Raw genomic sequence first — 25,919 nt, 5'->3', positions numbered from 1 at the left:
TATACTAGGTCATAATTGATATAATGGTTTATGTATAGTAATCATAGAGAAATGGAAAAATTAATGGTAAAAGAATACAAGTTTAGAGCACTTACTTCAAATAAGGATGTTGAAATAAAACCGGTAACACTGAAAGCACTTGAGTTTGCGATTGATGAGAAATCTGAAGTAACAAATGTGGCTGTTACAGGTAATTATGGAGCAGGGAAAAGTAGTATTGTTGAGAGTTTTGAACTTAATTATACGGATAAAAAATTTATTCATATATCTTTGGGGCAATATGACGAAACAAAAAGTAATGGAAAAAATGGACTTGATAAGCGTGAAATCAATACAATTGAAGGGAAAATAATCAATCAATTGCTTCATCAAATAGAGTCTAAAAAAATAAGAAAGTCTATTTTTAAAACTCTTGATACAGAGTTACGAATTAATCCCATCAATATAACAGTATATCTAGGTTTAGTAATACTATTATCTTTGTATCTTTTTAATTTTTCTTTATGGCAGGGATTAGTTCAGAATTTTTCTTGGTTGTCTTGGAGTATGAAGCCTACTATTTCCCTTCTAGCTCTAGCGATTTTATTTGTTTTAATTATGTATGGAATTTTTTATTTATCTAAATTACAAAGAGATTTTGGTTTTATTAAGAAACTATCATTAAAAGCAGAAAAAATCGAAACAAATATTGAAATCTTCTCAAATGAAAGTTCAAGAGTATCTTATTTTGATCGCTATTTAGATGATATCCTTTATTTATTCAAGCAATCAGGAGCAGATATCATAGTATTTGAAGATATTGAACGTTTTAATGATTCTAGAATTTTTGAAAAGTTAAAGGAATTAAATATTGTTATCAATAGGAAAAGAAAAGTATCTAGGGAAACCAAGCTTGTATTTTTCTATCTTGTAAAGGATAATTTATTTGAATCACAAGAGAGAACGAAGTTCTTTGATTACATTATTCCTGTAGTTCCTGTAGTAACAGCTTCAAATTCACATGAAATACTAAAAGAATTGTTAACAGATATGGGGGAGTATGGTGGTTTTGACAAGAGATTTTTATTTAATATTTCTTTATATCTTGACGATATGAGATTAATTAATAATGTTTGTAATGAGTATCTAACCTACAAAGAGACATTAAATATTTTAAAGTTAGAGCAGGATAAGTTATTTTCAATGGTAGTATATAAAAATATTTTTCCTAAAGACTTTTCGCTATTACAAAGAAATCAAGGGTATCTGTTTGAATTGCTAAATTCAAAAGAAATGAGATTAGAAAAACGTAAGACTGAATTAAAAAGAGAAATTGAGTTATTAGAGACAAAAATAGTGAATGCTAAGGAAGAACAATTAAACGATGAAATTGAACTATATAGTACTATTTTAAAAATTCCAAATGGAAAAGAAGTTATTAAAGTAAATGGTAAGTCTCAATCTCAGTTCACCTCGTACTCTGAATTTATTAAAGAATTACTTGATAAAGATAGTAAGGTTGTTGTTTTTGATACTTTTTACAGTGCTTATAACAATTACAACTCTCAAGAAGTAACAATTGATTATATATTTCCTGCAAAAAATAGTCTGGAATTTCAAGAACGTTTAAACAATACTAAGAATAAAAAACTAATAGAAAAATTAGAGGAGGACATTAAAAAAATTCACGAGGAACTAGTAGCATTAGATAGTAAGAGATTGTCAGAACTTTATCAGTCTGCTACGGATATTGATGATTTTAAAAGTAATTTTAGAAAAGAAATAAGAAATAATCCTCAATTTTCGATTATTTCTTTCCTGGTTAGAAATTCTTATATTGACGAGAGTTATAAAGATTATTTAACTTATTTTTATGCGAATACTATAACAATAATTGAGAAGGAATATTTAAGAAATGTTATTTCTGGACGCACTAATGATCCTGGAATTATTTTACACAACATGGCCGAAATAATTGACCGTTTGGGGATAAATGATTTTAGATATCCGTATGTATTGAATTATAGTCTGTTCAGATATTTATTAGTCCCATCAGATAGTTCTAGTTTTAAAAATGAATTGGAATTATTATTTCATCAAGAGGGATTTATTAAATTTATTATGGACTTTTATTTCAAAATATATAATTACAATCAAAATGGCCTTATAAATGATTTAGAAAGTGATAAGATATATCAGTCTCTTTTTGAAAACTGGATATCATATAACAGCAATTTATTTAATGAGTATTTAGAAACAGATAGTAAAGACTTTTTTCCATTAAAGAATAATGTAGTTATTAAACTATTAAACTTATTGGATACAATTTTTTTAAAGAATACACCACAAAGAACAAAGTATTTACTAATGAATTATATAGATAATAATTTTGATATTTTGACTGGAGAATTTAAATACAATTTACCTAGACTAACTGAGAATTTAAGAACTTTAAATATTAAATTTACTAATTTTTCTACCTACGGAACTAAGAACGAACGAATTCAAGAAGAGTTTGTTTTAATTGTGGACAGTATTTTTTGGAACAAGTTATATACTATTAATGAAAATAATATAAGATTCTTTATGAATTGGTACTCAGAATATACGGATGAACAATTTAAACATCAGAATTTTGAAATAATTAGTAGTAACAGTCTTTTTGAATCCTTGTTAGACTATTGTTTATCTTCTGATGAAGAATTTCTAAAGTATATTTTGATGTATATTGAACTATCAGAGGGTGATATGCGAGATAAACCTCAATATATTGAACAGATGTTAAATAATAATGTGATATTTAATCATCAGTTGTCTCAGGAAAAGTTAGAAAGTGATGAATCTGATGAACTAGATAATGATGAAAATATAAAAAATGTAACATTAGCAGAAAAGATAATCTCTAGTATTCCAGATTTTTATATTGCTTATACACAAGAGAAATTCAATGCTCTATCTGATGAAAATCGAGACATACTAGTACAAAATCTTGTACATATTCAAAAAGCTGAAGTAAATACTGAAATTGTTTTGGAATATTTTAGTCAATATAAGGACGAGGATAATTTCTTGATTGATTTTATTAATCAAAATCCAAATTTCGAGTTTGATAAAGAGATTTATCTACGGTTCGATGATGAAGTGCAAGAAAAATTTGAAGAATATATAATACAATCAAAGAAATTACAAAAAAATATTCGAAAAAAAGTTCTTAATGCCACTGGGGATAGATATTATGAAAAATTTAGCGAAATAGGTATGAGTGAATCCCAGTTGGAAAACTTAACAGATGATAGGCTAATTGAATTCAATAGACTAAATCTTGAATTTTTCCGAAAAGAATATCCAAGCTCCCTAGCTAATTTTATTTGGAATAATATAAAGGATTATCTAAATGATGAGAGGGATATTCGAGATGAAGAACAATTACTAGAATTAATAGCAAGATACGATCTTAAAATGGAAGATGATATAAAAATAAGAATATTTCTTTTGACTAATCATTTTGATGACAGTAATTTTGAATATCTACTGCCAAAGGAGATATATGAAAAAGTTGAAAATGAACTTCAAGTTGAAATTAAGAACATTGTTAAAAAATATATAAGACAATTTATAGAATTAGATGAAAATGAAATTAGCTTTTCATTGTATGAAGAAATTCTGAATGCGGATGATGTTTCGAATGAACATAAGAAAGAACTTTTTGAAAAATTAATTTATAATTCAGAAAATAGAATTAAACTGGATAAGCTTGCTTTTCTAGGTAATTATTTAGATTTATTAGAACTATCGGATATTATGCAAATCTTGAATAAACAAATCGATGATGCTATCTATGATGAATGGAAAGATGCCTTTGAAAAATTAAATGAGAATGAAGGTAACGGAGGGAATGGTAATAGAAAAGCAGAGGTTTCGTATTCTGAATTTAACAAAAAGCTTCTTGATTACTTAAAGAAAAGGGAGTTGATTTCTGATAAGTCCAGACGCGAAGATTCTATATTACAGCTATTTGGATTTAGAAGTAAGCAGATCGAATTTAAAGACATTCTGGAGGAAAATAATGAGTAAAAATAGTATTCCTGCAGTGAGATTCTGCGATTTTAGTGATAACTGGGAAAGTAAAAAAATAGGTGATCTTGGCTCGGTTTCCATGAATAAGCGAATTTTCAAGGATGAAACTTCTGAAACTGGGGAGGTTCCATTTTATAAAATTGGTACTTTTGGTAGTGAACCAGATTCATTTATTACTCGAGAAAAATTTGAGGAGTATAAATCAAAATATCCATATCCTGAAATTGGGGACATTTTGATTTCTGCTTCAGGAAGTATCGGTCGGACTGTAGAATACCATGGAGAGGAAGCTTATTTTCAAGATTCAAATATAGTTTGGTTGAAGCATGATGAACGGTTGAATAATTCTTTTCTTAAGCAATTTTATTCAATAGTGAAATGGGAAGGAATTGAAGGAACAACTATCAAGCGATTGTACAATAAAAATATTTTAGAAACTCCAATTTCATTTCCTAGTCCAGCCGAACAATCCGCTATCGGTACCCTTTTCCGTACTCTCGACGACCTTTTGTCTAGCTACAAGGATAATCTCGCCAACTACCAAACCCTCAAGGCGACCATGCTCTCCAAGATGTTTCCAAAAGCTGGACAGACAGTTCCAGAGATTCGTTTAGATGGTTTTGAAGGTGAGTGGGAAGAGAAGGAATTTATACAAATTGTAAATAGAGTTACTGAAAGCTCTGATTCAGATTCATTACCAAAAGTTGAGTTTGAGGATATTATTTCTGGTCAGGGGAAACTTAATAAAGATATTAGTAGTAAATTTGATAATCGTAAAGGGATACTCTTTAAGCCTGGATATACATTATATGGTAAATTACGACCTTATTTGAATAACTGGCTTTTACCGAAATTTGAAGGTGTTGCTTTAGGTGATTTTTGGGTATTTGATCCAAATGGAAATAACTCGGATTTTATTTATTATTTAGTTCAATCAAGTCGTTATCAAAAAGTTGCTAATGATACATCTGGTACTAAAATGCCTCGTTCAGATTGGAAGTCAGTTTCAACAACTATTTTTGCAATTCCACAAACAATTGCAGAAAAACAAGCCATCGGTGCCTATTTCTCAAACCTAGATAATCTCATCAACTCTCACCAAGAAAAAATTTCTCAGTTAGAAATCCTGAAAAAGAAATTTTTGCAGGATATGTTTATTTAGGTAAATCAAAATGGAAAAGAATTATATAAAACTAGAGAAAATCGATACCTCAACAGCAGCAAAAAATTTTGCTGAACTACTGCAAGAAGATAAAACATATTTTCTTAATGGAAACTGGGGCTCAGGGAAATCAACATTTTTACAGGATGTAAATAAGAATAAAAAGATAAAACTAATTACTATGGATTTTTGGAGGTTAACAGATAATCGTTCAATGATTGAAGTAACATTTTCAAAACTCCATCCATTTTTTTACTTAGTTTTTATGAGGTTAAGTATTGTTGCCCTAGTAATGGTTTCTATTTTGATGACTAATGTTGTGGATATAGGATTGGGTGAGTATTTTGGTTCTGAGAAATCAGTGATTCTGAAAATTGGAGGATTGGTATCTTTAGGAGTTGCAGTTTGGAATGTTTTTAAATATAAATCTGATGAGTTGTATAGCTTCTTATTAACTAGACTACATAAATTTTCTAAAATTTTAGTTATTGATGATTTTGATAGAATGCTGGAAAAGCAACAAGAAGACTGTTATAAACTTTTTAGTTTGATAAATGGAAAGCTACCTATTATTTTTGTTGGTGATATGACACTACTTTATAAGAGAGGGGATAACTATCTATCAAAGATAATTGATAGGCAAGTTGAGTTACCTTTTGTACTACATTCTTCAAATATTTGGGATAGTTATTTTCATTTATTAGAAAAAAAGTTTGGCGTTTATTTATCAGAGAATTTTAAAAAAAGAGTTAAAAGTGACCAGAGAAATTTACGTGATAGGGAACATTTTAATGATTATGTAAATAAAGAATTTTTTACAAGAAGGAAATTTGGTCGTGTTCAAGTGGAACAACAGTTATTAATTATCTATGCTTACTTGTTTTATCCAGAACTCTATAAGAAAATACTCAACAATAAACAAATAGTTATAGAAGAGAATGAGAAAACAAAGTTAGAAGATTTCCTCCGTAAAGGCTACACAATAAAAGAGCTGTTATCTGAAATCCAAAAAGTTGATAATGAGCAATATCCACTAAGTTTTAATAAGAATAGTATGGAATATTTTCTTTATGAAGTGCCTATGAATCGTACAAAAGATGAATTAGATACCTTATTCATGGAACAGTCAGATAAATTTATACAAGAGTTATTAAATTCGGATCAAAAGACTGATTTTTATCAATATTTGAATAATCAATTTGCAGATTTTTCTGATATTCAGAAAAAAAGTTTACTAAATATTGTTATTAATGAATCTATGAAGTTTAAAAATAGTCCCTCTATGACTCTTATTGTCCAAGAAAAGTATAATGAGATAGTGCCTCCATATGAAAGAAATTATCCCCTAACAAAAGATGTGATTTCTAAAATTGTTGAAATGTGGGAAAATATTTTAAAACCTGCAGGATTAGATCAATCTGAGATTATATATTTTTTAGAAAAGCATAGAGTATTGAGCTTCCACGATTTAGGGTGCCATTTTCATGATTTAGATATTGGTTGTCAAACCTTTACAAAGTATCGTAGAAAAGATTTTCTTCTATTGACTTATTTAGCTTCAGTGGAAAAATTTAGCAAATTTGATAGTTGGGATAGCAGTATATGGGATTTTATAAATCACTTCAACGATACAGAATTCCTATCATTCTGGATATTTCAGTCTATTTTATCGAATGAATATGGCTTTGATGGATTTGATATTATTCCTGAAAGTAAGAAATATATTCTTTGGACAGGAAGATATATGTTTGCTCCACCATACGACTATGTAGATTATGAAAAGACAGTAATTTTAAATATTCGGGAAAAACTAAATCAAATGGAGTCAAATGGATTCGTATTTGAAGCCAAAATTGATGAACTAAAGAAACCATTATCAATGAAAACTTAGAAAGAAACATTATGGAAACAACACAAACGTCCCAGTCGCTCTACCAAGCCCTGTGGAACTCAGCGGATGTTCTCCGCTCTAAGATGGATGCCAATGACTACAAGTCCTATCTCTTGGGTATGGTCTTTTATAAGTATCTGTCAGATAAGATGCTCTTTTTCGTGGCGGAGACCATGGAGGAAGGGAGTGAGAGTCTAGAGGCTGCCCTTGAGGTCTATCGCAACTACTATGAGGATGCGGGCACCCACGAGGATCTTCTTACAGTTATGAAGGGCGAACTCAACTATAGTATCAAGCCTGAGTTGACCTTTACGGCTCTAGTAGCACGTGTCAATGAAGGTACTTTCCAGCTGGAAGATTTGGCTCAGGGCTTTCGAGATATTGAGCAGAGTGATGAACTCTATGAAAATCTCTTTGAAGATATTGATCTCTATTCCAAAAAGCTAGGGGCGACTCCGCAAAAGCAAAATCAAACGGTGGCGGCGGTCATGAAGGAGTTGGCTGTGCTAGATGTGACTGGTCATGCTGGTGATATGCTGGGGGATGCTTATGAGTATCTGATTGGTCAGTTTGCAACTGACTCGGGCAAGAAGGCTGGTGAGTTCTATACACCTCAACCTGTTGCCAAACTCATGACTCAGATTGCCTTTTTGGGTCGTGAGGACCAGTTAGGCTTTACTATCTATGATGCGACTATGGGTTCTGGCTCTCTCTTGCTCAATGCCAAGAAATACTCTCATAAACCTCAGACAGTGGTTTACTTTGGGCAGGAGCTCAATACCTCAACCTATAACTTGGCTCGGATGAACATGATTCTACACGGTGTTCCAGTTGAGAATCAATTTCTCCACAATGCCGATACACTAGACGAAGACTGGCCGACTCAAGAGCCGACCAACTTTGACGGTGTTCTCATGAACCCACCCTACTCTGCCAAGTGGTCTGCTAGCTCTGGCTTTATGGCGGATCCTCGTTTCTCTCCATTTGGGAAACTAGCGCCTCAGTCCAAGGCTGATTTTGCCTTTCTCTTACATGGTTACTACCATCTCAAGCAGGATAATGGAGTTATGGCTATCGTTCTTCCCCACGGTGTTCTTTTCCGTGGCAATGCTGAGGGAACCATTCGTAAGGCCTTGTTAGAAGAAGGAGCCATTGATACAGTTATCGGTCTTCCAGCCAATATCTTCTTTAACACCAGCATTCCGACCACGGTTATCATTCTCAAAAAGAACCGTACCAATCGTGATGTCTACTTTATCGATGCTTCTAAGGAGTGTGATAAGGGGAAAAACCAGAATATCATGACGGATACTCATATCGAGAAGATTTTGGAGGCTTACAAGTCTCGTGAGGAGATTGACAAGTTTGCACATCTGGCAAGCTATGAAGAAATCGTTGAAAATGACTACAACCTCAATATCCCTCGTTACGTAGATACCTTTGAGGAAGAAGAAGTCGAACCACTGACAGACATCGTCAGCAAGATTAACACGACAAATGAAGCAATCCAAAACCAAACTGCTTCCCTACTCGAAATGCTCGGTCAACTACATGGAACCACACCAGAAGCCGATGCTGAACTCAAAAAGTTTTTGAAAGAGTTTGAAGGGTGATGAGAGTAATTGATTCGCTCATTTTTAAGATATAACTTTGTTTCCATATTTCCGGGGAACTAGTAGAAAGTAAGGAGAAATATGGAAAATAACAACCAACGTGCCCTTTGTCAGCGACTCTGGGCGGAAAATAAATACCTTGTTTTGAGCCATTCCAGCAATATTTACAACGAGATCCGCCAATACCTGAAGAATGAAGAGGTCGAGGTGAGTCAGGTTCAAGAGATGATTGACCGTGCCTGCCAGATTACAGAACACAGGGGTCAGGTTTGCAATGCCTTTCAGCATATTTGGGGCTATTTCAAAAAGAAAGCGACAGATGCTGAGCGCAAGGACTATATGCTCTTGCTTGATCGCTACCGCTTTGGTCAGGCTTCTAAGGAAGATGTGATTGCTAAGACTTGAGATTTGCTTGAACGCTATCCAAATACCTACTTGCAGCATTCGACTTTACTGAAAGGAGATTGTCATGAGACTTTGGCATGAGGCTTTGATTTCACAACTTCCGCGTCCTCAACTTTTGGGACAACATAGAGAGTGCTGCGCCCTGCGTGGCAATGGCTGGGGCAGAAAGCATGCAACGGTGGACTATGTCTTTACCCACTCGCCTTATCGTCTCTATGCCTATCATGACTTGATCATGGAGGAGATGGCTAACCGTGGCTATAATGTCAGTCAAGAGTGGCTGGACAAGAACTACCGTGGTAAGACTTGCCCTTCTCATCAATACTTAGCAGAGGAGAAGCTAGGCAAGCCCATCTATAGTGAGCATGATGCAGAATACTATGAGGAGTGTCTGGATAATCTCCGAGAGAAGGGGATCAACCTATAGTCTTTTCTAATAACAAGCCATAGTCACTTATAAGAATTACTAATAACGCGATTGAAGAGCCTAACTGCAATAGAGCTATAAAACAAGCTACACAAAGGATTTGAGGCATGTGTCTCAAGTCTTTTTCTTTTGTTTAAAACAGAGATATAGTTTCAAACTATATCAAAGCCTAATTTTTTACAATTATACAGATGATTCCTTTTCTGTTAAGATAGTTTCAACAACAAATTTTGGAGGACACATCATGTCAACTACAATCATCGGTTTCCCTCGTTTGGGAGAATTCCGCGAATTAAAATTTACAACTGAAAAATACTTTAGAAAAGAAATCTCAGAAGAAGAACTCTTGGCAGCAGCAAAAGATTTGCGTGCTAAACACTGGAACATTGTCAAAGAAAAAGGCATCACTGAAATCCCATCAAATGACTTTTCTCACTATGACAACTTCCTAGATGCAGCTTTCCTTTTCAACGTGGTACCTGCTTCAGTTCAAAACTTGGACTTGTCTGACCTTGAGCGCTACTTCGCTTTGGGTCGTGGTTACCAAGGAGAAAAAGGGGATGTTCGCGCCCTTCCAATGAAGAAATGGTTCAACACCAACTACCACTACATCGTTCCTAAATTTGAAAAAGACACTCAAGTAAAATTGGCTGGTCACAAAATCTTCGATGAGTTCCAAGAAGCAAAAGAACTTGGATTGAACACTCGTCCAGTTCTTGTAGGTCCATTCACTTTCCTTCAATTGTCAGACTTTGAAGAAGGTGTGAAAGCAGGAGACTTCGTAGATAGTTTAGTGGCTGCTTACCAAGAAGTTTTTGCTAAATTGGCAGAACTTGGTGCGACTCGTATCCAATTGGATGAAGCGGCTCTTGTCAAAGATTTGACAGCTGAAGAAAAAGCTCTCTTCTTGAACCTTTACAACAAACTTTTGGCTGACAAAAAAGGCCTTGAAGTCTTGCTTCAAACTTATTTCGGTGATGTTCGTGACGTCTACGCTGACCTTGTGAACTTGCCAGTAGATGCTATCGGTCTTGACTTCGTTGAAGGTAAGAAAACTCTTGAACTTGTTAAAGGTGGTTTCCCAGCTGACAAGATTCTTTATGCAGGCATTGTCAATGGTAAAAATATCTGGCGTAACAACTACGAAAAGAGCTTGGCTGTTCTTGAACAAATTCCAGCTGAAAACATCGTTTTGACAAGCTCATGCTCACTTCTTCATGTGCCATTTACAACAGCTAATGAAGAATTTGAACCAGCTATCTTGAACCACTTTGCCTTTGCAGTTGAAAAATTGGATGAGATTCGTGATTTGGATGCTATCCGCAATGGTCAAGGTGAAGAAGCGCTTGCAGCTAACAAAGAACTCTTTGCGACTGAACGTGTTGGTGAAAATGCGGAACTTCGTGCTCGTATCACTGGTTTGACAGACGCTGACTATACTCGTTTGCCAGCCTTTGCAGAACGTGAAGCTATCCAAGAAGAAGCTTTCAAACTTCCAGCTCTTCCAACAACAACGATCGGTTCATTCCCTCAAACAAAAGAAGTTCGTGCCAAACGTTTGGCTTACCGTAAAGGTGAATTGTCTCAAGAAGAGTACGACGCTTTCCTTGCTGAAACGATCGACGAATGGATCAAATGGCAAGAAGATATCGACTTTGATGTCCTTGTTCACGGTGAATTTGAGCGTAATGACATGGTTGAGTACTTCGGTCAAAACTTGTCAGGTTACCTCTTCTCTAAAAATGGTTGGGTACAATCATACGGTATGCGTGGAGTGAAACCACCGATCATCTGGGGTGATGTTACTCGTCTTAACCCTATCACTGTTAAATGGTCTAGCTATGCACAAAGCCGTACAAACAAACCTGTTAAAGGTATGTTGACTGGACCAGTAACTATTCTTAACTGGTCATTCCCACGTGAAGATATCTCTATCAAGGATTCAACTCTTCAAATCGCCCTTGCCATCAAGGATGAAGTACTTGACCTTGAAGCTTCTGGTGTGAAAATCATCCAAATCGACGAGGCTGCTCTTCGTGAAAAATTGCCACTTCGTCGTAGCGACTGGTACGAAGACTACCTTGACTGGGCAATTCCTGCCTTCCGCTTGGTACACTCAACAGTAGCGCCAAACACACAAATCCACACTCACATGTGTTACTCAGAATTTACAGATATCATCCCAGCTATCGACAACATGGACGCGGACGTTATTTCCTTTGAAGCCAGCCGTTCAAACCTTGAAATCTTGGACGAACTCAAAGCGAAAAACTTCCAAACAGAAGTGGGACCTGGGGTTTACGATATCCACTCACCTCGTGTGCCTAACGAAGGCGAAATCGACCACACCATCGAAGCCATCCTTGCCAAAGTACCAAGCAAGAAAGTTTGGATCAACCCTGACTGTGGTTTGAAAACACGTGGTATTCCAGAAACAAAAGAAAGCTTGATCCGCCTTGTTGAAGCAGCTAAAGCTGCGCGTGAGAAATTGTAAGATTAGATTTCTCTCCATACAATGGTTGTTCAAAAAGAAATCAACTAGAAAAGGTTATTACATATGTCACGCCAAACACCGTCACTCTCATTTGAAGTGTTCCCTCCAAACCCAGCTGTGGGTAATGATAACATTATTTCTGCTCTTCAAGATATGCAGGAGTTGGCTCCCCACTTTATCAGTGTGACTGCCAGCAATAATAAATTTAATATCAAGGAAACGACGGTTCGTTTGGCTGACTTTATCCAAAATGACTTGGCGATTCCGACTATTGCTCACTTGCCAGCTATCTATTTGACTAAGGACAAGGTTGCTGAAACCATTGCCGACTTGGACAAGGTTGGGGTACAGAAAATATTGGCTCTTCGTGGGGATATTATCCCTGATGTAGAGCCGCAAAAGGATTTTCGCTACGCAACTGACTTAATTGAGTTCATCAAGGAACAAGCCCCTCACTTTGATATTGTCGGAGCTTGCTATCCAGAAGGGCATCCAGATTCGCCAAATCAGATTTCAGATATTCAAAATCTTAAGAAGAAAGTGGATGCAGGCTGTTCGAGCCTCGTAACTCAGCTTTTCTTTGATAATGAGCGCTTCTATGATTTCCAAGACAAGTGCATCTTGGCTGGGATTGATGTTCCCATTCATGCAGGGATTATGCCAATTTTGAATCGAAATCAGGCTCTCCGCCTCTTGAAGACTTGTGAGAATATCCATCTTCCACGCAAATTTAAAGCCATCTTAGATAAGTATGAGCATGACCCTGAGTCGCTCAGAGCAGCAGGACTTGCCTATGCAGTGGACCAAATCGTGGACTTGGTAACTCAGGATGTGGCTGGTGTGCATCTTTACACCATGAACAATGCTGAAACAGCAAAATACATTCATCAAGCAACACATGCTTTGTTTAATCACCAGTCTCTAGGATAATAAAAAGCAAACCATTCTTCTCAGTTGAGGGGAATGGTTCCTTTTTAATGGTAAAGGCCGCACTTTTTAAGAAAAATATGATAAAATAGACTCTGTACGTACTTGATACAAAGATGAGGGTATTTAGGTTGTAGAAGTTTGTTTAAAGTTGATTATTTTTTAAGCAAAATCTGATAATGTGTGTCTCAAAAAACACGAACGGAGTGAATATTTAAAAGATATTTCACGCTATCAAAGATTCTTAATTGAATTTTGGTCTCATTTCTTAGGAAAAAAGATAAGCTTCCTAGCACTCATCGAGTGCGGCGTCACCTTCCTATTTTTCTACAGAAATGTTCGGCAAGCCGAACCGTCCAAAATATCTTGAGTAACTGAACACGCCTACAACTCTGTGGAAAAAGATAAATCTACCTAGGAGCATTCGCTCCGTCGTTCGATTTCCTATTTTCCTTTGAGTTGCTTAACGGCTTAGTATCTTGAGTAATTGAATCCGGCCGAAAAGCTGTGTAAAAAAGATAAACTGTCTTGTCTTCATCGAAGACTTCGTCAGTTTCCTATTTTTACTTTGCTTTTGACGCCCTTGGTATCTTGAGTAATTGAACTCGCCTACAACTCTGTGGAAAAAGATAAATCTGCCTAGGAGCGGTCGCTCCGTCGTCCGATTTCCTATTTTCCTTTGAGTTGCTTAACGGCTTAGTATCTTGATCTTTGTAGGCAAGGCGTATAATTTCATCAATCCAAAGGGGATTAAAATGACAAAACAAGTGTTTCAAACGACTTTTGCGGGTCGTGAGTTAATTGTAGAGACTGGTCAGGTTGCTAAGCAAGCAAATGGCGCAGTTGTCGTACGTTACGGTGAGTCAACTGTCTTGACTGCGGCCGTTATGTCTAAGAAAATGGCAACTGGAGATTTCTTCCCTCTCCAAGTCAACTACGAAGAAAAAATGTATGCAGCTGGGAAGTTTCCTGGTGGCTTTATGAAACGTGAAGGACGTCCTTCAACGGATGCGACTTTGACAGCGCGTTTGATTGACCGTCCAATCCGTCCAATGTTTGCGGAAGGTTTCCGTAATGAAGTACAGGTCATCAACACCGTGCTTTCTTATGATGAAAATGCTTCTGCACCAATGGCTGCTATGTTTGGTTCATCCTTAGCGCTTTCTATCTCAGATATTCCATTTGACGGTCCAATCGCTGGTGTCCAAGTGGGCTATGTGGATGGTCAAATCATCATCAACCCTAGCCAAGAACAAGCAGAGCAATCTCTCCTTGAATTGACAGTAGCTGGTACCAAACACGCTATCAACATGGTAGAGTCTGGTGCTAAAGAATTGTCAGAAGAAATCATGTTGGAAGCCCTTCTTAAAGGGCATGAAGCAGTCAAAGAATTGATTGCTTTCCAAGAAGAAATCGTTGCAGCTGTTGGTAAAGAAAAAGCAGAAGTAGAATTGCTTCATGTGGATGCTGACTTGCAAGCTGAAATCATCGCAGCCTACAACAGTGACCTCCAAAAAGCGGTTCAAGTAGAAGAAAAATTAGCTCGTGAAGCTGCAACTCAAGCAGTCAAAGACCAAGTAATTGCTGTTTACGAAGAAAAATATGCGGACCACGAAGAATTTGACCGTATCATGCGTGATGTGGCTGAAATCTTGGAACAAATGGAACACGCAGAAGTGCGCCGTTTGATCACAGAAGATAAGGTACGTCCTGATGGTCGTAAGGTCGATGAAATCCGTCCTTTGGATGCGGTTGTTGACTTCCTTCCTCGTGTGCACGGCTCTGGTCTCTTCACTCGTGGACAAACTCAAGCTCTTTCAGTTTTGACCTTGGCTCCGATGGGTGAAACTCAAATCATTGATGGTTTGGATCCAGAGTATAAGAAACGCTTTATGCACCACTATAATTTCCCTCAATACTCTGTTGGGGAAACTGGTCGTTACGGTGCACCTGGTCGTCGTGAAATCGGTCACGGTGCTCTTGGAGAGCGTGCCCTTGCTCAAGTCTTGCCAAGCTTGGAAGAATTCCCATACGCTATCCGTCTAGTAGCAGAAGTTTTGGAATCAAACGGTTCTTCATCTCAAGCTTCTATCTGTGCGGGAACTCTTGCCCTTATGGCTGGTGGTGTGCCAATCAAGGCGCCAGTAGCTGGTATTGCCATGGGTCTCATCTCAGATGGCAACAACTATACAGTCTTGACAGATATCCAAGGTTTGGAAGACCACTTTGGAGACATGGACTTCAAGGTTGCGGGTACTCGTGACGGGATTACAGCCCTTCAAATGGATATCAAGATTCAAGGGATTACTGCAGAAATCTTGACTGAGGCCCTTGCTCAAGCCAAGAAAGCCCGTTTTGAAATCCTTGATGTGATTGAAGCAACCATTCCAGAAGTTCGTCCAGAATTGGCTCCAACTGCACCGAAAATTGATACTATTAAGATTGATGTGGACAAGATTAAGATTGTCATCGGTAAGGGGGGAGAAACCATCGATAAGATTATCGCTGAAACAGGCGTTAAGATTGATATCGACGAAGAAGGAAATGTGTCTATCTACTCTAGCGACCAAGATGCCATTAACCGTGCTAAAGAAATTATTGCTGGTTTGGTCCGTGAAGCCAAAGTGGATGAAGTTTACCGTGCTAAAGTCGTTCGTATCGAGAAATTTGGTGCCTTTGTCAACCTTTTTGATAAGACAGATGCCCTTGTTCATATCTCTGAGATGGCTTGGACGCGTACCAATAATGTCGAAGACTTGGTAGCAATCGGGGATGAAGTTGATGTTAAGGTTATCAAGATTGATGAAAAAGGACGTGTGGATGCTTCTATGAAAGCCCTTCTTCCTCGTCCTCCAAAACCTGAACGTGATGAAAAAGGTGAAAAATCAGAGCGTCCTCACCGCCCACGTCATCACAAGGACCACAAACCTAAGAAAGAATTTACAGGAACACCAAAAGATTCAGAATAAGAAAAGGAGAAGTGTATGGGATGGTGGCGCGAAACCATTGATATCGTAAAAGAAAATGATCCAGCGGCCCGCACCACTTTGGAGGTTTTGCTGACTTATCCAGGTGTCAAGGCCTTGGCGGCCCACCGTCTTTCGCATTTTCTCTGGAAGCATGGCTTCAAACTCTTGGCTCGTATGCACAGTCAGTTTTGGCGCTTTTGGACTCAGATTGAGATTCATCCGGGTGCTCAAATCGACTCTGGAGTCTTTATTGACCATGGTTCAGGCCTGGTTATCGGAGAAACAGCGATTGTTGAAAAAGGCGTTCTTCTTTATCATGGAGTGACTCTTGGTGGGACTGGTAAGGATGTTGGCAAACGCCATCCAACCGTTCGAAAAGGAGCTTTAATATCCGCTCATGCTCAAGTCATTGGACCCGTTGAAATCGGTGAAAATGCCAAAGTCGGTGCAGCAGCAGTTGTCGTGGCAGACGTGCCTAGTGATGTGACGGTTGTCGGTATTCCGGCCAAGATTGTCCGTGTACATGGTAAAAAGGATGAGCCGGTCATTCACGAAGTCGAAGAAAAACGAGAGTACTACGTCAATAAACTCGAGCAGGCTAAAGAAGCCAGTCACAGATCGTCGGGGTTGTAGAGGGTACCTATATGATTCAAGCAAGAAACAAGTTAAGCCAAGAGGAGCTATCTGAGGCGAAAAAACTAATTAACTGTTGCCAAAACTATGACGGTACCTATCGTGATCCCTATCTCTCTAACATGCTTAATTTTGACCCAAACATGCCCGCCTTTTTCCTTTATTATGAAAAAGGCGAACTTGTTGGTTTATTAACTGTCTATGCAGATGATCAAGATGTAGAGGTGACGATACTGGTTCATCCAGATCGTCGCTGTCAGGGAATTGCGCGTGCGTTGTTTACTAGTTTTGAGAAAGAAACGGCTTCTTTTCCTATTCGTTCAGTTACTTTTCAGACAGAACGTATTTTTCTAGAACGTCATCCTGATTTTGTCAGCAACTGGGGATTGGTCGAGGATGAAGAGACAGAAACTTGGTTAGGTAAGGATAGAAGACCTTATCCGTTAGCAAAGCTTTCCAATCTTGAAGTTTTGTTAGCAGATAGTTCGTATCAGGATCAAATCAGTCAGTTAAAATTTCAGGCATTCTCAGAAGAGCATGAATCTAGAGAGATTGTGGATAGATATGTCGCTGAAGCTCTGAAGGATCCAGAAAGTCGCTTATATATTTTATTAAAAGACGGTCAGGTTATTGGAACTTGCACGGTTGATTTATCGAGCGATACGAATTACTTCTACGGTTTAGCAATATCAGAACCTGAACGTGGGAAAGGCTATGGGAGCTACTTAGCAAAATCACTTGTCAACCAACTAATTGAGCAAAATGATAAGGAATTTCAGATTGCAGTGGAAGATAGCAATGTAGGTGCCAAACGTTTGTATGAAAAAATTGGCTTTGTCAAACAGACTCAGGTGGTTTATCTGAATGAGAAAGGAGCAAGGGATTCCGAAGTGTAGAGATATTCGGACTGAAATTCAATTGAACTCTTAGTGATGAAACTAACTGTTCTCGGATTTTGGCTTTCCTGACTATTATTTTATGATTAAAATCTATGACACCATGTCTCGTGATTTGCGAGAATTTGTCCCGATTGAGGACGGCAAGGTAAAGATGTATGTTTGTGGGCCAACGGTGTACAACTATATCCACGTGGGAAATGCTCGTTCAACGGTGGCTTTTGATACCATTCGTCGTTATTTTGAGTATCGTGGTTACGAGGTTGCCTATATTTCCAATTTTACAGATGTGGATGATAAGATTATCAATCGTGCTAGGGAAGAAGGCATCACGCCTCAGGAGGTTGCGGACAAGTACATCGTTGCCTTTCGTGAGGATGTGACGGCTTTGGGCGTCAAATCTGCGACTCGCCATCCGCGTGTGGTGGAGTTTATGGATGACATCATCCGCTTTGTGGAAGACTTGATTGAAAAAGGCTTTGCCTACGAGAGTCAAGGAGATGTCTATTTCCGTGTGGAAAAATCTCACAACTATGCCAAATTGGCTAATAAAACCTTGGAAGACTTGGAGCTGGGTGCTTCAGGTCGTACCGATGAAGAAACAGCTCGCAAGGAAAATCCTGTAGACTTTGCCCTCTGGAAAGCTGCCAAGCCAGGCGAGATTTCTTGGGATAGTCCTTGGGGACCTGGTCGTCCGGGCTGGCACATCGAGTGTTCAGTCATGTCGACAGAGATTTTGGGCGACACCATTGATATTCACGGTGGTGGAGCTGACCTAGAGTTTCCTCACCATACCAATGAAATTGCCCAGTCAGAAGCAAAAACAGGCAAGACCTTTGCCAACTATTGGATGCATAATGGCTTTGTCAATATCGACAATGTTAAGATGTCCAAGTCCTTGGGCAACTTTATTACCGTACACGATGCCCTTAAAACTCTTGACGGACAGGTACTTCGATTCTTTTTTGCGACTCAACATTATCGCAAGCCTATCAACTTTACGGAAAAGGCAGTGCGTGATGCAGAGACCAATCTCAAGTATCTGAAGAATACTTACGAGCAACCATTTTCAGGAACTGTAGATGCTCAAGAGTTACAGGCTTTTAAAGACAAGTTTGTAGCGGTTATGGATGAGGATTTCAACTCTGCTAATGGTATTACAGTAGTCTTTGAAATGGCCAAATGGATTAACTCAGGTAACTATGATGCAAGTGTTAAGGAAGCTCTTGCGGCTATGTTAGAGGTCTTTGGAATTGTCTTTATTGAGGAAGTTTTGGATGCAGAGATTGAAGACTTGATCCAAAAACGTCAAGAAGCGCGTGCTAATCGTGACTTTGCGACAGCGGACCAGATCCGTGACCAATTGGCTGCTCAAGGGATTAAGCTCCTTGACACCAAGGATGGAGTGAGGTGGACACGTGATTGATGTCAATCTCATTAACGGGATTGCGTTAGCTTTTGAGGGGGACGCGGTGTATTCTATGTATATTCGCCGCCACCTCATCCTCAAAGGCATGACCAAACCCAATAAACTCCATCAAGAAGCGACCAAGTATGTCTCAGCCAAAGCTCAGGCACGTTTGATTTCACTGATGTTAGAGGAGCAAGTCCTAACGGAAAAAGAAGAGGAAATCTACAAACGTGGCCGCAATACCAATAGCCATACCAAAGCTAAAAATGCCGATGTGGTGACTTATCGCATGTCCACAGGTTTTGAAGCCGTGATGGGCTATCTCCATATGACTGAAAATCTGGAACGTCTTGAGAGCTTGATTTCTTGGTGCATCCAAAAAGTGGAGGTCTAGGACATGATTGCAAAAGAATTACAAGACTGGTTTCCTGAGGCTCAAATTTCAGACCAACCAGTAGAGAAAGAGGGTTATATCACTCTCCCTTTAGCTTCTCAGCAGTGGATTTTGCTGGAGGAAGCTGGTCTCAGTGAGCGTGAAAAGCAGTTGGTTGCCCTTTTGACCCAGCAGGAGCAGGCTCGTTCGCTCAATCCTTGGTATCCCTATTTGATTGAGGGGAAGGGTCAGGCACCGCAAACTTTTAAAAAGATTCAGGTGGTTTATTGCCATCTTTCCTATTTTCAACAGGAAAATCTGGCCTCTTGGCTGGACATGATGCGGACTCTTTTTCCGAATTGTCAGACGGTGCTTCAGGTCGGAGCTCAGGATTATGTTTTCGTGCTTCAACAAGATAAATACACTTCTGTACGAGCTATTTTAAGTGATACGATTGAAGCGGTTGAGTATGATTTTGGGCTGCGTCTATCTATCATGTTAGGACAGGTTTGGTCTCAGACAGGACATCATGCCTTATCAGACTTAATCAAAGCGGAGCGGGATTTGTTCAAGACTTGGTGGCGTCAGGGTCACCAAGGTGTTCATACTTTTTCTCAGCTCTATCTTTGGAGTATGGGAGAAAGACTCGTGGACTTGAAGCCAATCAAGGAATGTCTACACCAGATGATTTTGGATCAAGATCAGATTCAGGAAATCATTCTCTCTCTTTGGGAAAATAGTGCTGTCCTAACAAAAACAGCCCAGCAACTCTATCTGCACCGCAATTCTCTCCAATACAAAATTGATAAATGGGAAGAATTGACAGGCCTACAGTTGAAGGAGTTGACCGACCTGACTCTGTGTTATCAATTGATTTTACCAGATCTTCTCTAAAGTTTTGTGCAAGTTGCACAGAACTTTTTTGTTTTTTTGGTCACCTTGCCATAGAAATGTAAAGCGTTTTCATCTATAATGTAATTATCAAAAGACAAAAGGAGTTCACCTCATGGTAGAATTAAATCTTAAAAATATTTACAAAAAATATCCAAACAGCGAACACTATTCAGTTGAAGATTTCAACTTGAACATCAAAGACAAAGAGTTCATCGTTTTCGTAGGTCCTTCAGGATGTGGTAAATCAACAACTCTCCGTATGATTGCTGGTCTTGAAGACATCACAGAAGGAACTGCATCTATCGATGGCGTGGTTGTCAACGACGTAGCTCCAAAAGACCGCGACATCGCCATGGTATTCCAAAACTACGCTCTTTACCCACACATGACTGTTTATGACAACATGGCTTTCGGTTTGAAATTGCGTAAATACAGCAAAGAAGACATCGACAAACGTGTGCAAGAAGCAGCTGAAATTCTTGGATTGAAAGAATTTTTGGAACGTAAACCAGCTGACCTTTCAGGTGGTCAACGTCAACGTGTTGCCATGGGTCGTGCGATCGTCCGTGATGCAAAAGTATTCTTGATGGACGAACCTTTGTCAAACTTGGATGCTAAACTTCGTGTATCAATGCGTGCTGAGATTGCGAAAATCCACCGTCGTATCGGAGCTACAACTATCTACGTAACTCACGACCAAACAGAAGCGATGACACTTGCGGATCGTATCGTTATCATGTCAGCAACTAAGAACCCTGCTGGTACAGGTACTATCGGACGTGTAGAACAAATTGGTACTCCTCAAGAAGTTTACAAAAACCCAGTGAACAAATTCGTAGCAGGATTCATCGGAAGCCCAGCTATGAACTTCATCAACGTGAAATTAGTTGGTAGCGAAATTATTTCTGATGGTTTCCGTTTGAAAGTGCCAGAAGGTGCATTGAAAGTTCTTCGTGAAAAAGGCTACGAAGGTAAAGAATTGATCTTCGGTATCCGTCCAGAAGACGTGAATGCAGAACCTGCTTTCCTTGAAACATTCCCAGACTGTGTTGTAAAAGCGACTATCTCTGTATCAGAACTGCTTGGTTCAGAATCTCACCTATACTGCCAAGTTGGTAAAGACGAATTTGTTGCTAAAGTTGATGCTCGTGATTACTTGCAAACAGGTGCAACAGTTGAACTTGGATTTGACTTGAACAAAGCACACTTCTTTGATGTAGAAACTGAAAAAACAATCTATTAAAATAAATAAAATTCAAAGCACTGCTAGAAATCTGGCAGTGTTTTTTGCGGTTGTGTAGAAAAAACTCCTGGGAAATTCCAGGAGAGTATGAGTAGTTATTTGAACTTGAATCTTTCGTAAATAAGCTCTGTTTTTGGATTTTGTTTCTTAATCTGTTTGGCAAGTGACTTCATCATAGAAACAGGACCACACATATAGACGCTTGCATGATCGGGCACTTTTTCTTGGTCAAAATTAAGATAGCCGTCTTTCCTACTGTCTACTAGATGGAGTTCAAAATTAGGATTTTTCTGAGCATAGTCATGGAGCAAATCAAGGTAGACTGCATTTTCCTCTCCACGGAAGCTATAGTAGAAGTGAACCTGTTTATCTAAAATAGGATGTTCACGGATGTAAGAGATGAAGGGGGTAATCCCAATGCCTCCAGCAATCCAAACTTGATTTTCTCGTCCTTCTTCTATAATCATGTGCCCGTAAGCTCTATCTACGCTTACTTTGCTGCCGACTTGAAGATTATCATAGATATTCTTGGTATGGTCGCCTGAATTTTTAACAGTAAAGTAGAGAGTTTGACCATGACCTCCTGAGATAGAAAAGGGATGCGGAGCACTTTCAAAGCCCTCTTGGAAAATCTTTAGAAAGGCAAATTGTCCTGATTGATAGTTGAAAGGTCTGCTAAGATGGATTTGAATTTCTCTAGTATCGTGGTTTAAGCGTTTGAGATTGGTAATTTTCCCTAGATAGAGGAAGCCAATCTTTTGATAAAGGAAGATGATATAAAAACCAGCCAGTAATCCTAAAAGGGCATAGCAACCAACAAGAAAACTTAGAAGATTAAATGTGAGAAGACGATTGCCCATCATCATGTAGACGTGAAAGAGTCCGAAAATATAAGCTAGGTAAACCAGACGGTGAATCCATCTCCAAGCTTCGTATTGGATGTATTTGCCTAAATAGGCGACAAGGATGATGCTGATAAAGATATAGATTGCAAGATTGCCAAACTGAGCAGCTAATCGAGAGCCCCACAAACCGCCCATACTAAAGTTATGAAAGATTAGTAGAACGATGGAGAGAAAGGCTATGAATTTGTGGATAGTGTAGACCTTCTCCAAACCGTGAAACCAGTTTTCTAGTAGCGGGAGACGAGTGGCGAGGATAAAGGTCAGAGATAAGCTTGTTAAAGCTAGTCCTGGAATCATGAATTGGGGAGAAGTGTTCATCCAAGTCAACATAGTCAAGATAAAACTAGCTATGATAAAGAGTAGTCCTTTGATTGATTTCATAGAAAATTCCATTTCATTTAGATTTAATTTGTTGTAAACGAATTTGTTACATTTTATCATAGAAAAAGTATGGTGTCAAATTGGGGTCTATAAATGTTTACTCTCATCAAAAAAACTCTCCAATTGAACTGGAGAGCTGTTTTTTTATTCTGCAGCTTGTTGCCAACGTTTTGCTAGCATATGAGACAGGCTAGAAATGGCTAGGTTAAAGCTGAAGTAGATGAGGGCAATCAGGATATACAGACTGAAGACCTGCTCTGGTTCGAAATAACGTCCCATGAGAATTTGGCTAGCTCCAAAGAGTTCTTGTAGGGCGATAACAGAGTAGAGGAGACTGGTATCCTTAATTACGGTTACAAACTGAGAAATGATGGCTGGCAGCATTTTACGAATGGCTTGTGGGAGAATGATGTGGTAGAGGATTTGGACTGAGGTGAATCCTTGTGACATTCCTGCTTCGTATTGCCCCTTGTCTACGGCATTGAGGCCACCTCGGATAATCTCAGCTAGGGCTGCTGAGGTAAAGAGAGTAAAGGCGGTGATTCCTGCTGGAGTGGACTTCATCTTGAAAACCAAAAAGATAGTAAAAATCCAGAGGAGGTTGGGAACGTTACGCACAAACTCGATATAAATGCTGGAAATAATGCGCAAGACAGGATTTTTTCCATTTCTCATGACAGCTAGCACCGTACCGATAAGGGTAGAGAGGACGATGGCAATTAGAGAAATGTAGAGGGTCAAGCCAAATCCTTTAAAGATAAAGACTAGGTTATCTGGGGTCAAAACTTCTAAAATGGATTCCATAGTAACCTCCTAAAGTGAATAGGCTTTTTTGTTGGCTTGCTCCATCTTGCGACCAAACTGGGCAACAGGGAAGCATAGAGAAAAGTAGAGAAGGGCAGCACCTAGAAAGGCTGGGATGTAATTTCCGTTGAGGGCTGACCAAGACTTGGTCACAAACATCAAGTCCACTCCAGAGATGATAGCAACTGTCGAGGTATTCTTGATGAGGTTGACGATTTGATTGGTCAAAGGTGGGAGAATGATACGGAAGGCCTGAGGCAAGATAATCAAGCGCATGGCGCTGATATAGGTAAAACCTTGCGACAAGGCGGCCTCCATCTGACCGCTAGGAATAGACTGAATACCTGAGCGAATAACCTCAGCGATATAGGCGCCGTGATAGAGACCCACGCAGAGAACGGCTGTCCAATAAATTGGAATCATGATGATATGGTCACTGATAAGAGGTAGGCCATAAAAAACGATAACAAACTGCACCAAGAGGGGAGTATTTTGGTAAAATTCGACAAAGATGCGAGCTAAAATTCTCAATATTGGACGCTTGCTGGTTGACATGGCTCCAAAGAAGATGCCCAAAACCATGGCTAGGATAAAAGATCCGATTGCTAGGGCAAGGGTGAAGAGGAAACCATTGAAAAATTGTCCAAAATCCTGAAAATAGGCTGTCCAAGATGATAAATCTGTCATGGGGTGTCCTCCTTAATCTGCGGTATGGCTAGATGGTTTGAGTTTGTAACGGTCATAAAGTTTCTGCAAACTACCATCCTTGCTCCATTTAGTAACCAAGTTATCAAGATAGTCGTTGAGCTCGGTATTTGATTTCTTGGTAACGATACCGTAGTCAGATGGCTTGAAACTATCATCTAGTAGTACTGTGCGTTTGCTGATGTAGCCAGACAGAATCGAGCGGTCAACGGAAAAGGCATCAATACGGTGAGCATGTAGGGAAGTAATCAATTCTGGGTAGGAACCAAGTTCGACGAATTTAAAGGTCAAGCCTTTCTTTTTACCCAGTTCAGTAATCAGGCGTTGGGTGATGGAACCTTGGGCGACTCCGATGGTTTTTCCGTTTAGGTCCTCAATGCTTTTGATTTTGGCAGACTTATTGACCAAAAAGCCAGAAGCATCCGTGTAGTAGGGGCTGGTGAAGTTGTAGAGTTTTTTGCGTTCGTCTGTGATGGTAAAGGTCGCGATATCCATATCGACCTGTTCATTGTCTAGAAGGGGTCCACGAGTTTGCGCTGTAACAGGTACATAGCGAACCTTGACCTTGAGCTCATCAGCTACCATCTTGGCCAGGTCAGTTTCGATACCAGAATAGGTCCCTGTCTTGGGATCTTTGTAGCCAAAATTGGGAACATCTTGTTTGACACCGACAACCAGTTCGCCTCTTTTTTGAATATCTGCGACGCTGGTATCAGCCTGGACTGGTTTTGCAGCAGCAAGGCCGAAAAGGCTAATCAATAATGCGGATAAAAAGAATTTCTTTTTCATAGGCGCCTCCTTATTTGACTTTGTCACTTTCGTGGTTGATGATTTTACTGAGGAATTGTTGGGCACGAGGTTCGCTTGGATTGTCGAAAAAGTCATCAACATCTGTCGTATCCACCAAAACTTCTCCGTCAGCCATAAAGATGATGCGGTCGGCAACTTCACGGGCAAAGCCCATTTCATGGGTGACGACAATCATATTCATACCATCGTGGGCCAATTTTTGCATAACTGCCAGAACATCACCGATGGTTTCAGGGTCAAGGGCAGATGTTGGTTCATCAAAGAGGAGGAGTTCAGGATGCATAGCGAGTCCACGTGCGATGGCAATCCGTTGCTTTTGTCCACCAGAAAGCATGGCTGGATAAGAATCTTTCTTGTCCCACATATTTACAAATTCCAGATATTTTTGGGCTATTTTTTCAGCTTCTTTTTTATCAATTCCTAGAACTTTTATGGGTGCGAGTGTTACGTTTTCTAACACTGTTTTATGCGGATAGAGGTTGAAATGTTGGAAAACCATGCCTACTTCCTTGCGAAGGGGCACCAAATCTTTCTGGCTGGCACCAGCAACTTGGTGACCATTTACTAGAAGACTTCCTTTGTCTACAGCCTCCAAACCATTGATGGTGCGGATAAGAGTTGATTTTCCAGAACCAGAAGGGCCTAGGAGGACAACGACTTGTCCTTTTTCAAAACGGAGATTGATGTCACGGAGTGCGTGATAGTCTCCATAATATTTTTCGACGTGTTCAAATTTTACTAAAGCCATAAGGAATCTCCTTTGTGTTAGATTTTATAACACGATTCTACACCAAAAGAATTACCTTGTCAAATCATATCTGAAAAAATTCATTAAAATTTTATAAAAAAGCAATCTGGATAGAGAAAAAGCCTAAATCATGTTATAATGAAGCAATAGAATTCTTAGAAAGAGTGGATGT

Annotated in this window: 19 protein-coding genes and 1 pseudogene; 15 read left to right on the top strand and 5 right to left on the bottom strand. The window is 38.9% G+C overall.

Annotated features, from left to right (window positions below; translation table 11 throughout):
* The first annotated feature begins 51 nt into the window (after positions 1-51).
* From HT724_RS05665 to ugpC, 15 genes and pseudogenes are all read left to right on the top strand, one after another.
* A complete protein-coding gene (locus HT724_RS05665) occupies positions 52-4,053 on the top strand; it encodes a hypothetical protein (protein WP_240156726.1) in 4,002 nt (1,333 codons plus the stop codon).
* Positions 3,995-5,218: a restriction endonuclease subunit S gene (locus tag HT724_RS05660; RefSeq protein ID WP_240156725.1), complete on the top strand. Its 1,224-nt coding sequence runs from the start codon at positions 3,995-3,997 to the stop codon at positions 5,216-5,218. The genes HT724_RS05665 and HT724_RS05660 overlap by 59 nt, the downstream gene beginning before the upstream one ends.
* Positions 5,219-5,228: 10 nt before the next feature.
* Positions 5,229-7,109 (top strand): P-loop NTPase fold protein, encoded by a 1,881-nt coding sequence (locus HT724_RS05655; RefSeq protein ID WP_173275490.1) that lies wholly within the window; start codon positions 5,229-5,231, stop codon positions 7,107-7,109.
* Between the two features lie 11 nt (positions 7,110-7,120).
* Positions 7,121-8,722, top strand: coding sequence for a type I restriction-modification system subunit M (locus HT724_RS05650; RefSeq protein WP_173275488.1), 1,602 nt, complete (start codon positions 7,121-7,123; stop codon positions 8,720-8,722).
* 81 nt (positions 8,723-8,803) lie between these two features.
* Positions 8,804-9,208, top strand: a pseudogene (locus tag HT724_RS05645) (YbgA family protein).
* Complete coding sequence (locus HT724_RS05640; protein WP_173275485.1) at positions 9,192-9,554, top strand: TIGR02328 family protein; 363 nt, start codon at positions 9,192-9,194, stop codon at positions 9,552-9,554. Before HT724_RS05645 ends, HT724_RS05640 begins: the two are co-directional and overlap by 17 nt.
* A 244-nt stretch (positions 9,555-9,798) precedes the next feature.
* The gene (gene metE / locus HT724_RS05635; protein WP_173275482.1) at positions 9,799-12,048 is read left to right on the top strand and encodes a 5-methyltetrahydropteroyltriglutamate--homocysteine S-methyltransferase; all 2,250 of its coding nucleotides are present in this window, start codon (positions 9,799-9,801) and stop codon (positions 12,046-12,048) included.
* 63 nt (positions 12,049-12,111) lie between these two features.
* Positions 12,112-12,978 (top strand): methylenetetrahydrofolate reductase [NAD(P)H], encoded by an 867-nt coding sequence (metF, locus tag HT724_RS05630; RefSeq protein WP_000089967.1) that lies wholly within the window; start codon positions 12,112-12,114, stop codon positions 12,976-12,978.
* A gap of 752 nt (positions 12,979-13,730) precedes the next feature.
* Complete coding sequence (gene pnp, locus HT724_RS05625) at positions 13,731-15,944, top strand: polyribonucleotide nucleotidyltransferase (RefSeq protein ID WP_173275479.1); 2,214 nt, start codon at positions 13,731-13,733, stop codon at positions 15,942-15,944.
* 15 nt (positions 15,945-15,959) lie between these two features.
* Positions 15,960-16,577: a serine O-acetyltransferase gene (gene cysE / locus HT724_RS05620; protein WP_000539979.1), complete on the top strand. Its 618-nt coding sequence runs from the start codon at positions 15,960-15,962 to the stop codon at positions 16,575-16,577.
* Positions 16,578-16,588: 11 nt separating this feature from the next.
* A complete protein-coding gene (locus HT724_RS05615; protein WP_173275476.1) occupies positions 16,589-17,473 on the top strand; it encodes a GNAT family N-acetyltransferase in 885 nt (294 codons plus the stop codon).
* Positions 17,474-17,555: 82 nt separating this feature from the next.
* Positions 17,556-18,899, top strand: a complete 1,344-nt coding sequence (cysS, locus tag HT724_RS05610; protein WP_173275474.1) for a cysteine--tRNA ligase — start codon at positions 17,556-17,558, stop codon at positions 18,897-18,899.
* Entirely contained in the window at positions 18,892-19,278 is a 387-nt protein-coding gene (locus HT724_RS05605) for a Mini-ribonuclease 3 (protein ID WP_173275471.1), read from the top strand. Before cysS ends, HT724_RS05605 begins: the two co-directional genes overlap by 8 nt.
* Before the next feature lie 3 nt (positions 19,279-19,281).
* Entirely contained in the window at positions 19,282-20,151 is an 870-nt protein-coding gene (locus HT724_RS05600) for a PucR family transcriptional regulator (protein WP_173275468.1), read from the top strand.
* A 112-nt stretch (positions 20,152-20,263) separates the two neighbouring features.
* Entirely contained in the window at positions 20,264-21,394 is a 1,131-nt protein-coding gene (gene ugpC, locus HT724_RS05595) for a sn-glycerol-3-phosphate ABC transporter ATP-binding protein UgpC (protein WP_100104588.1), read from the top strand.
* 95 nt (positions 21,395-21,489) lie between these two features.
* Here the strand turns inward: ugpC and HT724_RS05590 are convergent, their stop codons facing one another.
* The 5 genes from HT724_RS05590 to HT724_RS05570 form a co-directional block, all read right to left on the bottom strand.
* Entirely contained in the window at positions 21,490-22,680 is a 1,191-nt protein-coding gene (locus HT724_RS05590; protein ID WP_173275465.1) for a ferric reductase-like transmembrane domain-containing protein, read from the bottom strand.
* 144 nt (positions 22,681-22,824) lie between these two features.
* A complete protein-coding gene (locus HT724_RS05585) occupies positions 22,825-23,484 on the bottom strand; it encodes an amino acid ABC transporter permease (protein WP_119919915.1) in 660 nt (219 codons plus the stop codon).
* A 9-nt stretch (positions 23,485-23,493) separates the two neighbouring features.
* Complete coding sequence (locus HT724_RS05580; protein ID WP_000131137.1) at positions 23,494-24,171, bottom strand: amino acid ABC transporter permease; 678 nt, start codon at positions 24,169-24,171, stop codon at positions 23,494-23,496.
* A gap of 12 nt (positions 24,172-24,183) precedes the next feature.
* Positions 24,184-24,978: a transporter substrate-binding domain-containing protein gene (locus HT724_RS05575; RefSeq protein WP_084923729.1), complete on the bottom strand. Its 795-nt coding sequence runs from the start codon at positions 24,976-24,978 to the stop codon at positions 24,184-24,186.
* Positions 24,979-24,988: 10 nt separating this feature from the next.
* Complete coding sequence (locus HT724_RS05570) at positions 24,989-25,747, bottom strand: amino acid ABC transporter ATP-binding protein (RefSeq protein WP_173275461.1); 759 nt, start codon at positions 25,745-25,747, stop codon at positions 24,989-24,991.
* Between the last annotated feature and the right edge of the window lie 172 nt (positions 25,748-25,919).

Origin of the sequence: Streptococcus sp. k-402 (assembly GCF_013277515.1) — a bacterium.
Classification (GTDB): Bacteria; Bacillota; Bacilli; order Lactobacillales; family Streptococcaceae; genus Streptococcus.
The sequence above is the reverse complement of the archived record's forward strand: the minus strand, read 5'-3'. Positions and strand labels throughout refer to the sequence as shown.

Excerpts from the sequence above, each read along its gene's own strand:
- HT724_RS05575 (WP_084923729.1), bottom strand. The coding sequence starts at position 24,978 with ATGAAAAAGAAATTCTTTTTATCCGCATTATTGATTAGCCTTTTCGGC.
- cysS (WP_173275474.1), top strand. The coding sequence starts at position 17,556 with ATGATTAAAATCTATGACACCATGTCTCGTGATTTGCGAGAATTTGTC.
- HT724_RS05585 (WP_119919915.1), bottom strand. The coding sequence starts at position 23,484 with ATGGAATCCATTTTAGAAGTTTTGACCCCAGATAACCTAGTCTTTATC.
- HT724_RS05590 (WP_173275465.1), bottom strand. The coding sequence starts at position 22,680 with ATGAAATCAATCAAAGGACTACTCTTTATCATAGCTAGTTTTATCTTG.
- HT724_RS05655 (WP_173275490.1), top strand. The coding sequence starts at position 5,229 with ATGGAAAAGAATTATATAAAACTAGAGAAAATCGATACCTCAACAGCA.
- metE (WP_173275482.1), top strand. The coding sequence starts at position 9,799 with ATGTCAACTACAATCATCGGTTTCCCTCGTTTGGGAGAATTCCGCGAA.
- pnp (WP_173275479.1), top strand. The coding sequence starts at position 13,731 with ATGACAAAACAAGTGTTTCAAACGACTTTTGCGGGTCGTGAGTTAATT.
- HT724_RS05615 (WP_173275476.1), top strand. The coding sequence starts at position 16,589 with ATGATTCAAGCAAGAAACAAGTTAAGCCAAGAGGAGCTATCTGAGGCG.
- HT724_RS05600 (WP_173275468.1), top strand. The coding sequence starts at position 19,282 with ATGATTGCAAAAGAATTACAAGACTGGTTTCCTGAGGCTCAAATTTCA.
- HT724_RS05580 (WP_000131137.1), bottom strand. The coding sequence starts at position 24,171 with ATGACAGATTTATCATCTTGGACAGCCTATTTTCAGGATTTTGGACAA.
- ugpC (WP_100104588.1), top strand. The coding sequence starts at position 20,264 with ATGGTAGAATTAAATCTTAAAAATATTTACAAAAAATATCCAAACAGC.
- HT724_RS05665 (WP_240156726.1), top strand. The coding sequence starts at position 52 with ATGGAAAAATTAATGGTAAAAGAATACAAGTTTAGAGCACTTACTTCA.
- cysE (WP_000539979.1), top strand. The coding sequence starts at position 15,960 with ATGGGATGGTGGCGCGAAACCATTGATATCGTAAAAGAAAATGATCCA.
- HT724_RS05650 (WP_173275488.1), top strand. The coding sequence starts at position 7,121 with ATGGAAACAACACAAACGTCCCAGTCGCTCTACCAAGCCCTGTGGAAC.
- HT724_RS05640 (WP_173275485.1), top strand. The coding sequence starts at position 9,192 with ATGAGACTTTGGCATGAGGCTTTGATTTCACAACTTCCGCGTCCTCAA.
- HT724_RS05570 (WP_173275461.1), bottom strand. The coding sequence starts at position 25,747 with ATGGCTTTAGTAAAATTTGAACACGTCGAAAAATATTATGGAGACTAT.
- metF (WP_000089967.1), top strand. The coding sequence starts at position 12,112 with ATGTCACGCCAAACACCGTCACTCTCATTTGAAGTGTTCCCTCCAAAC.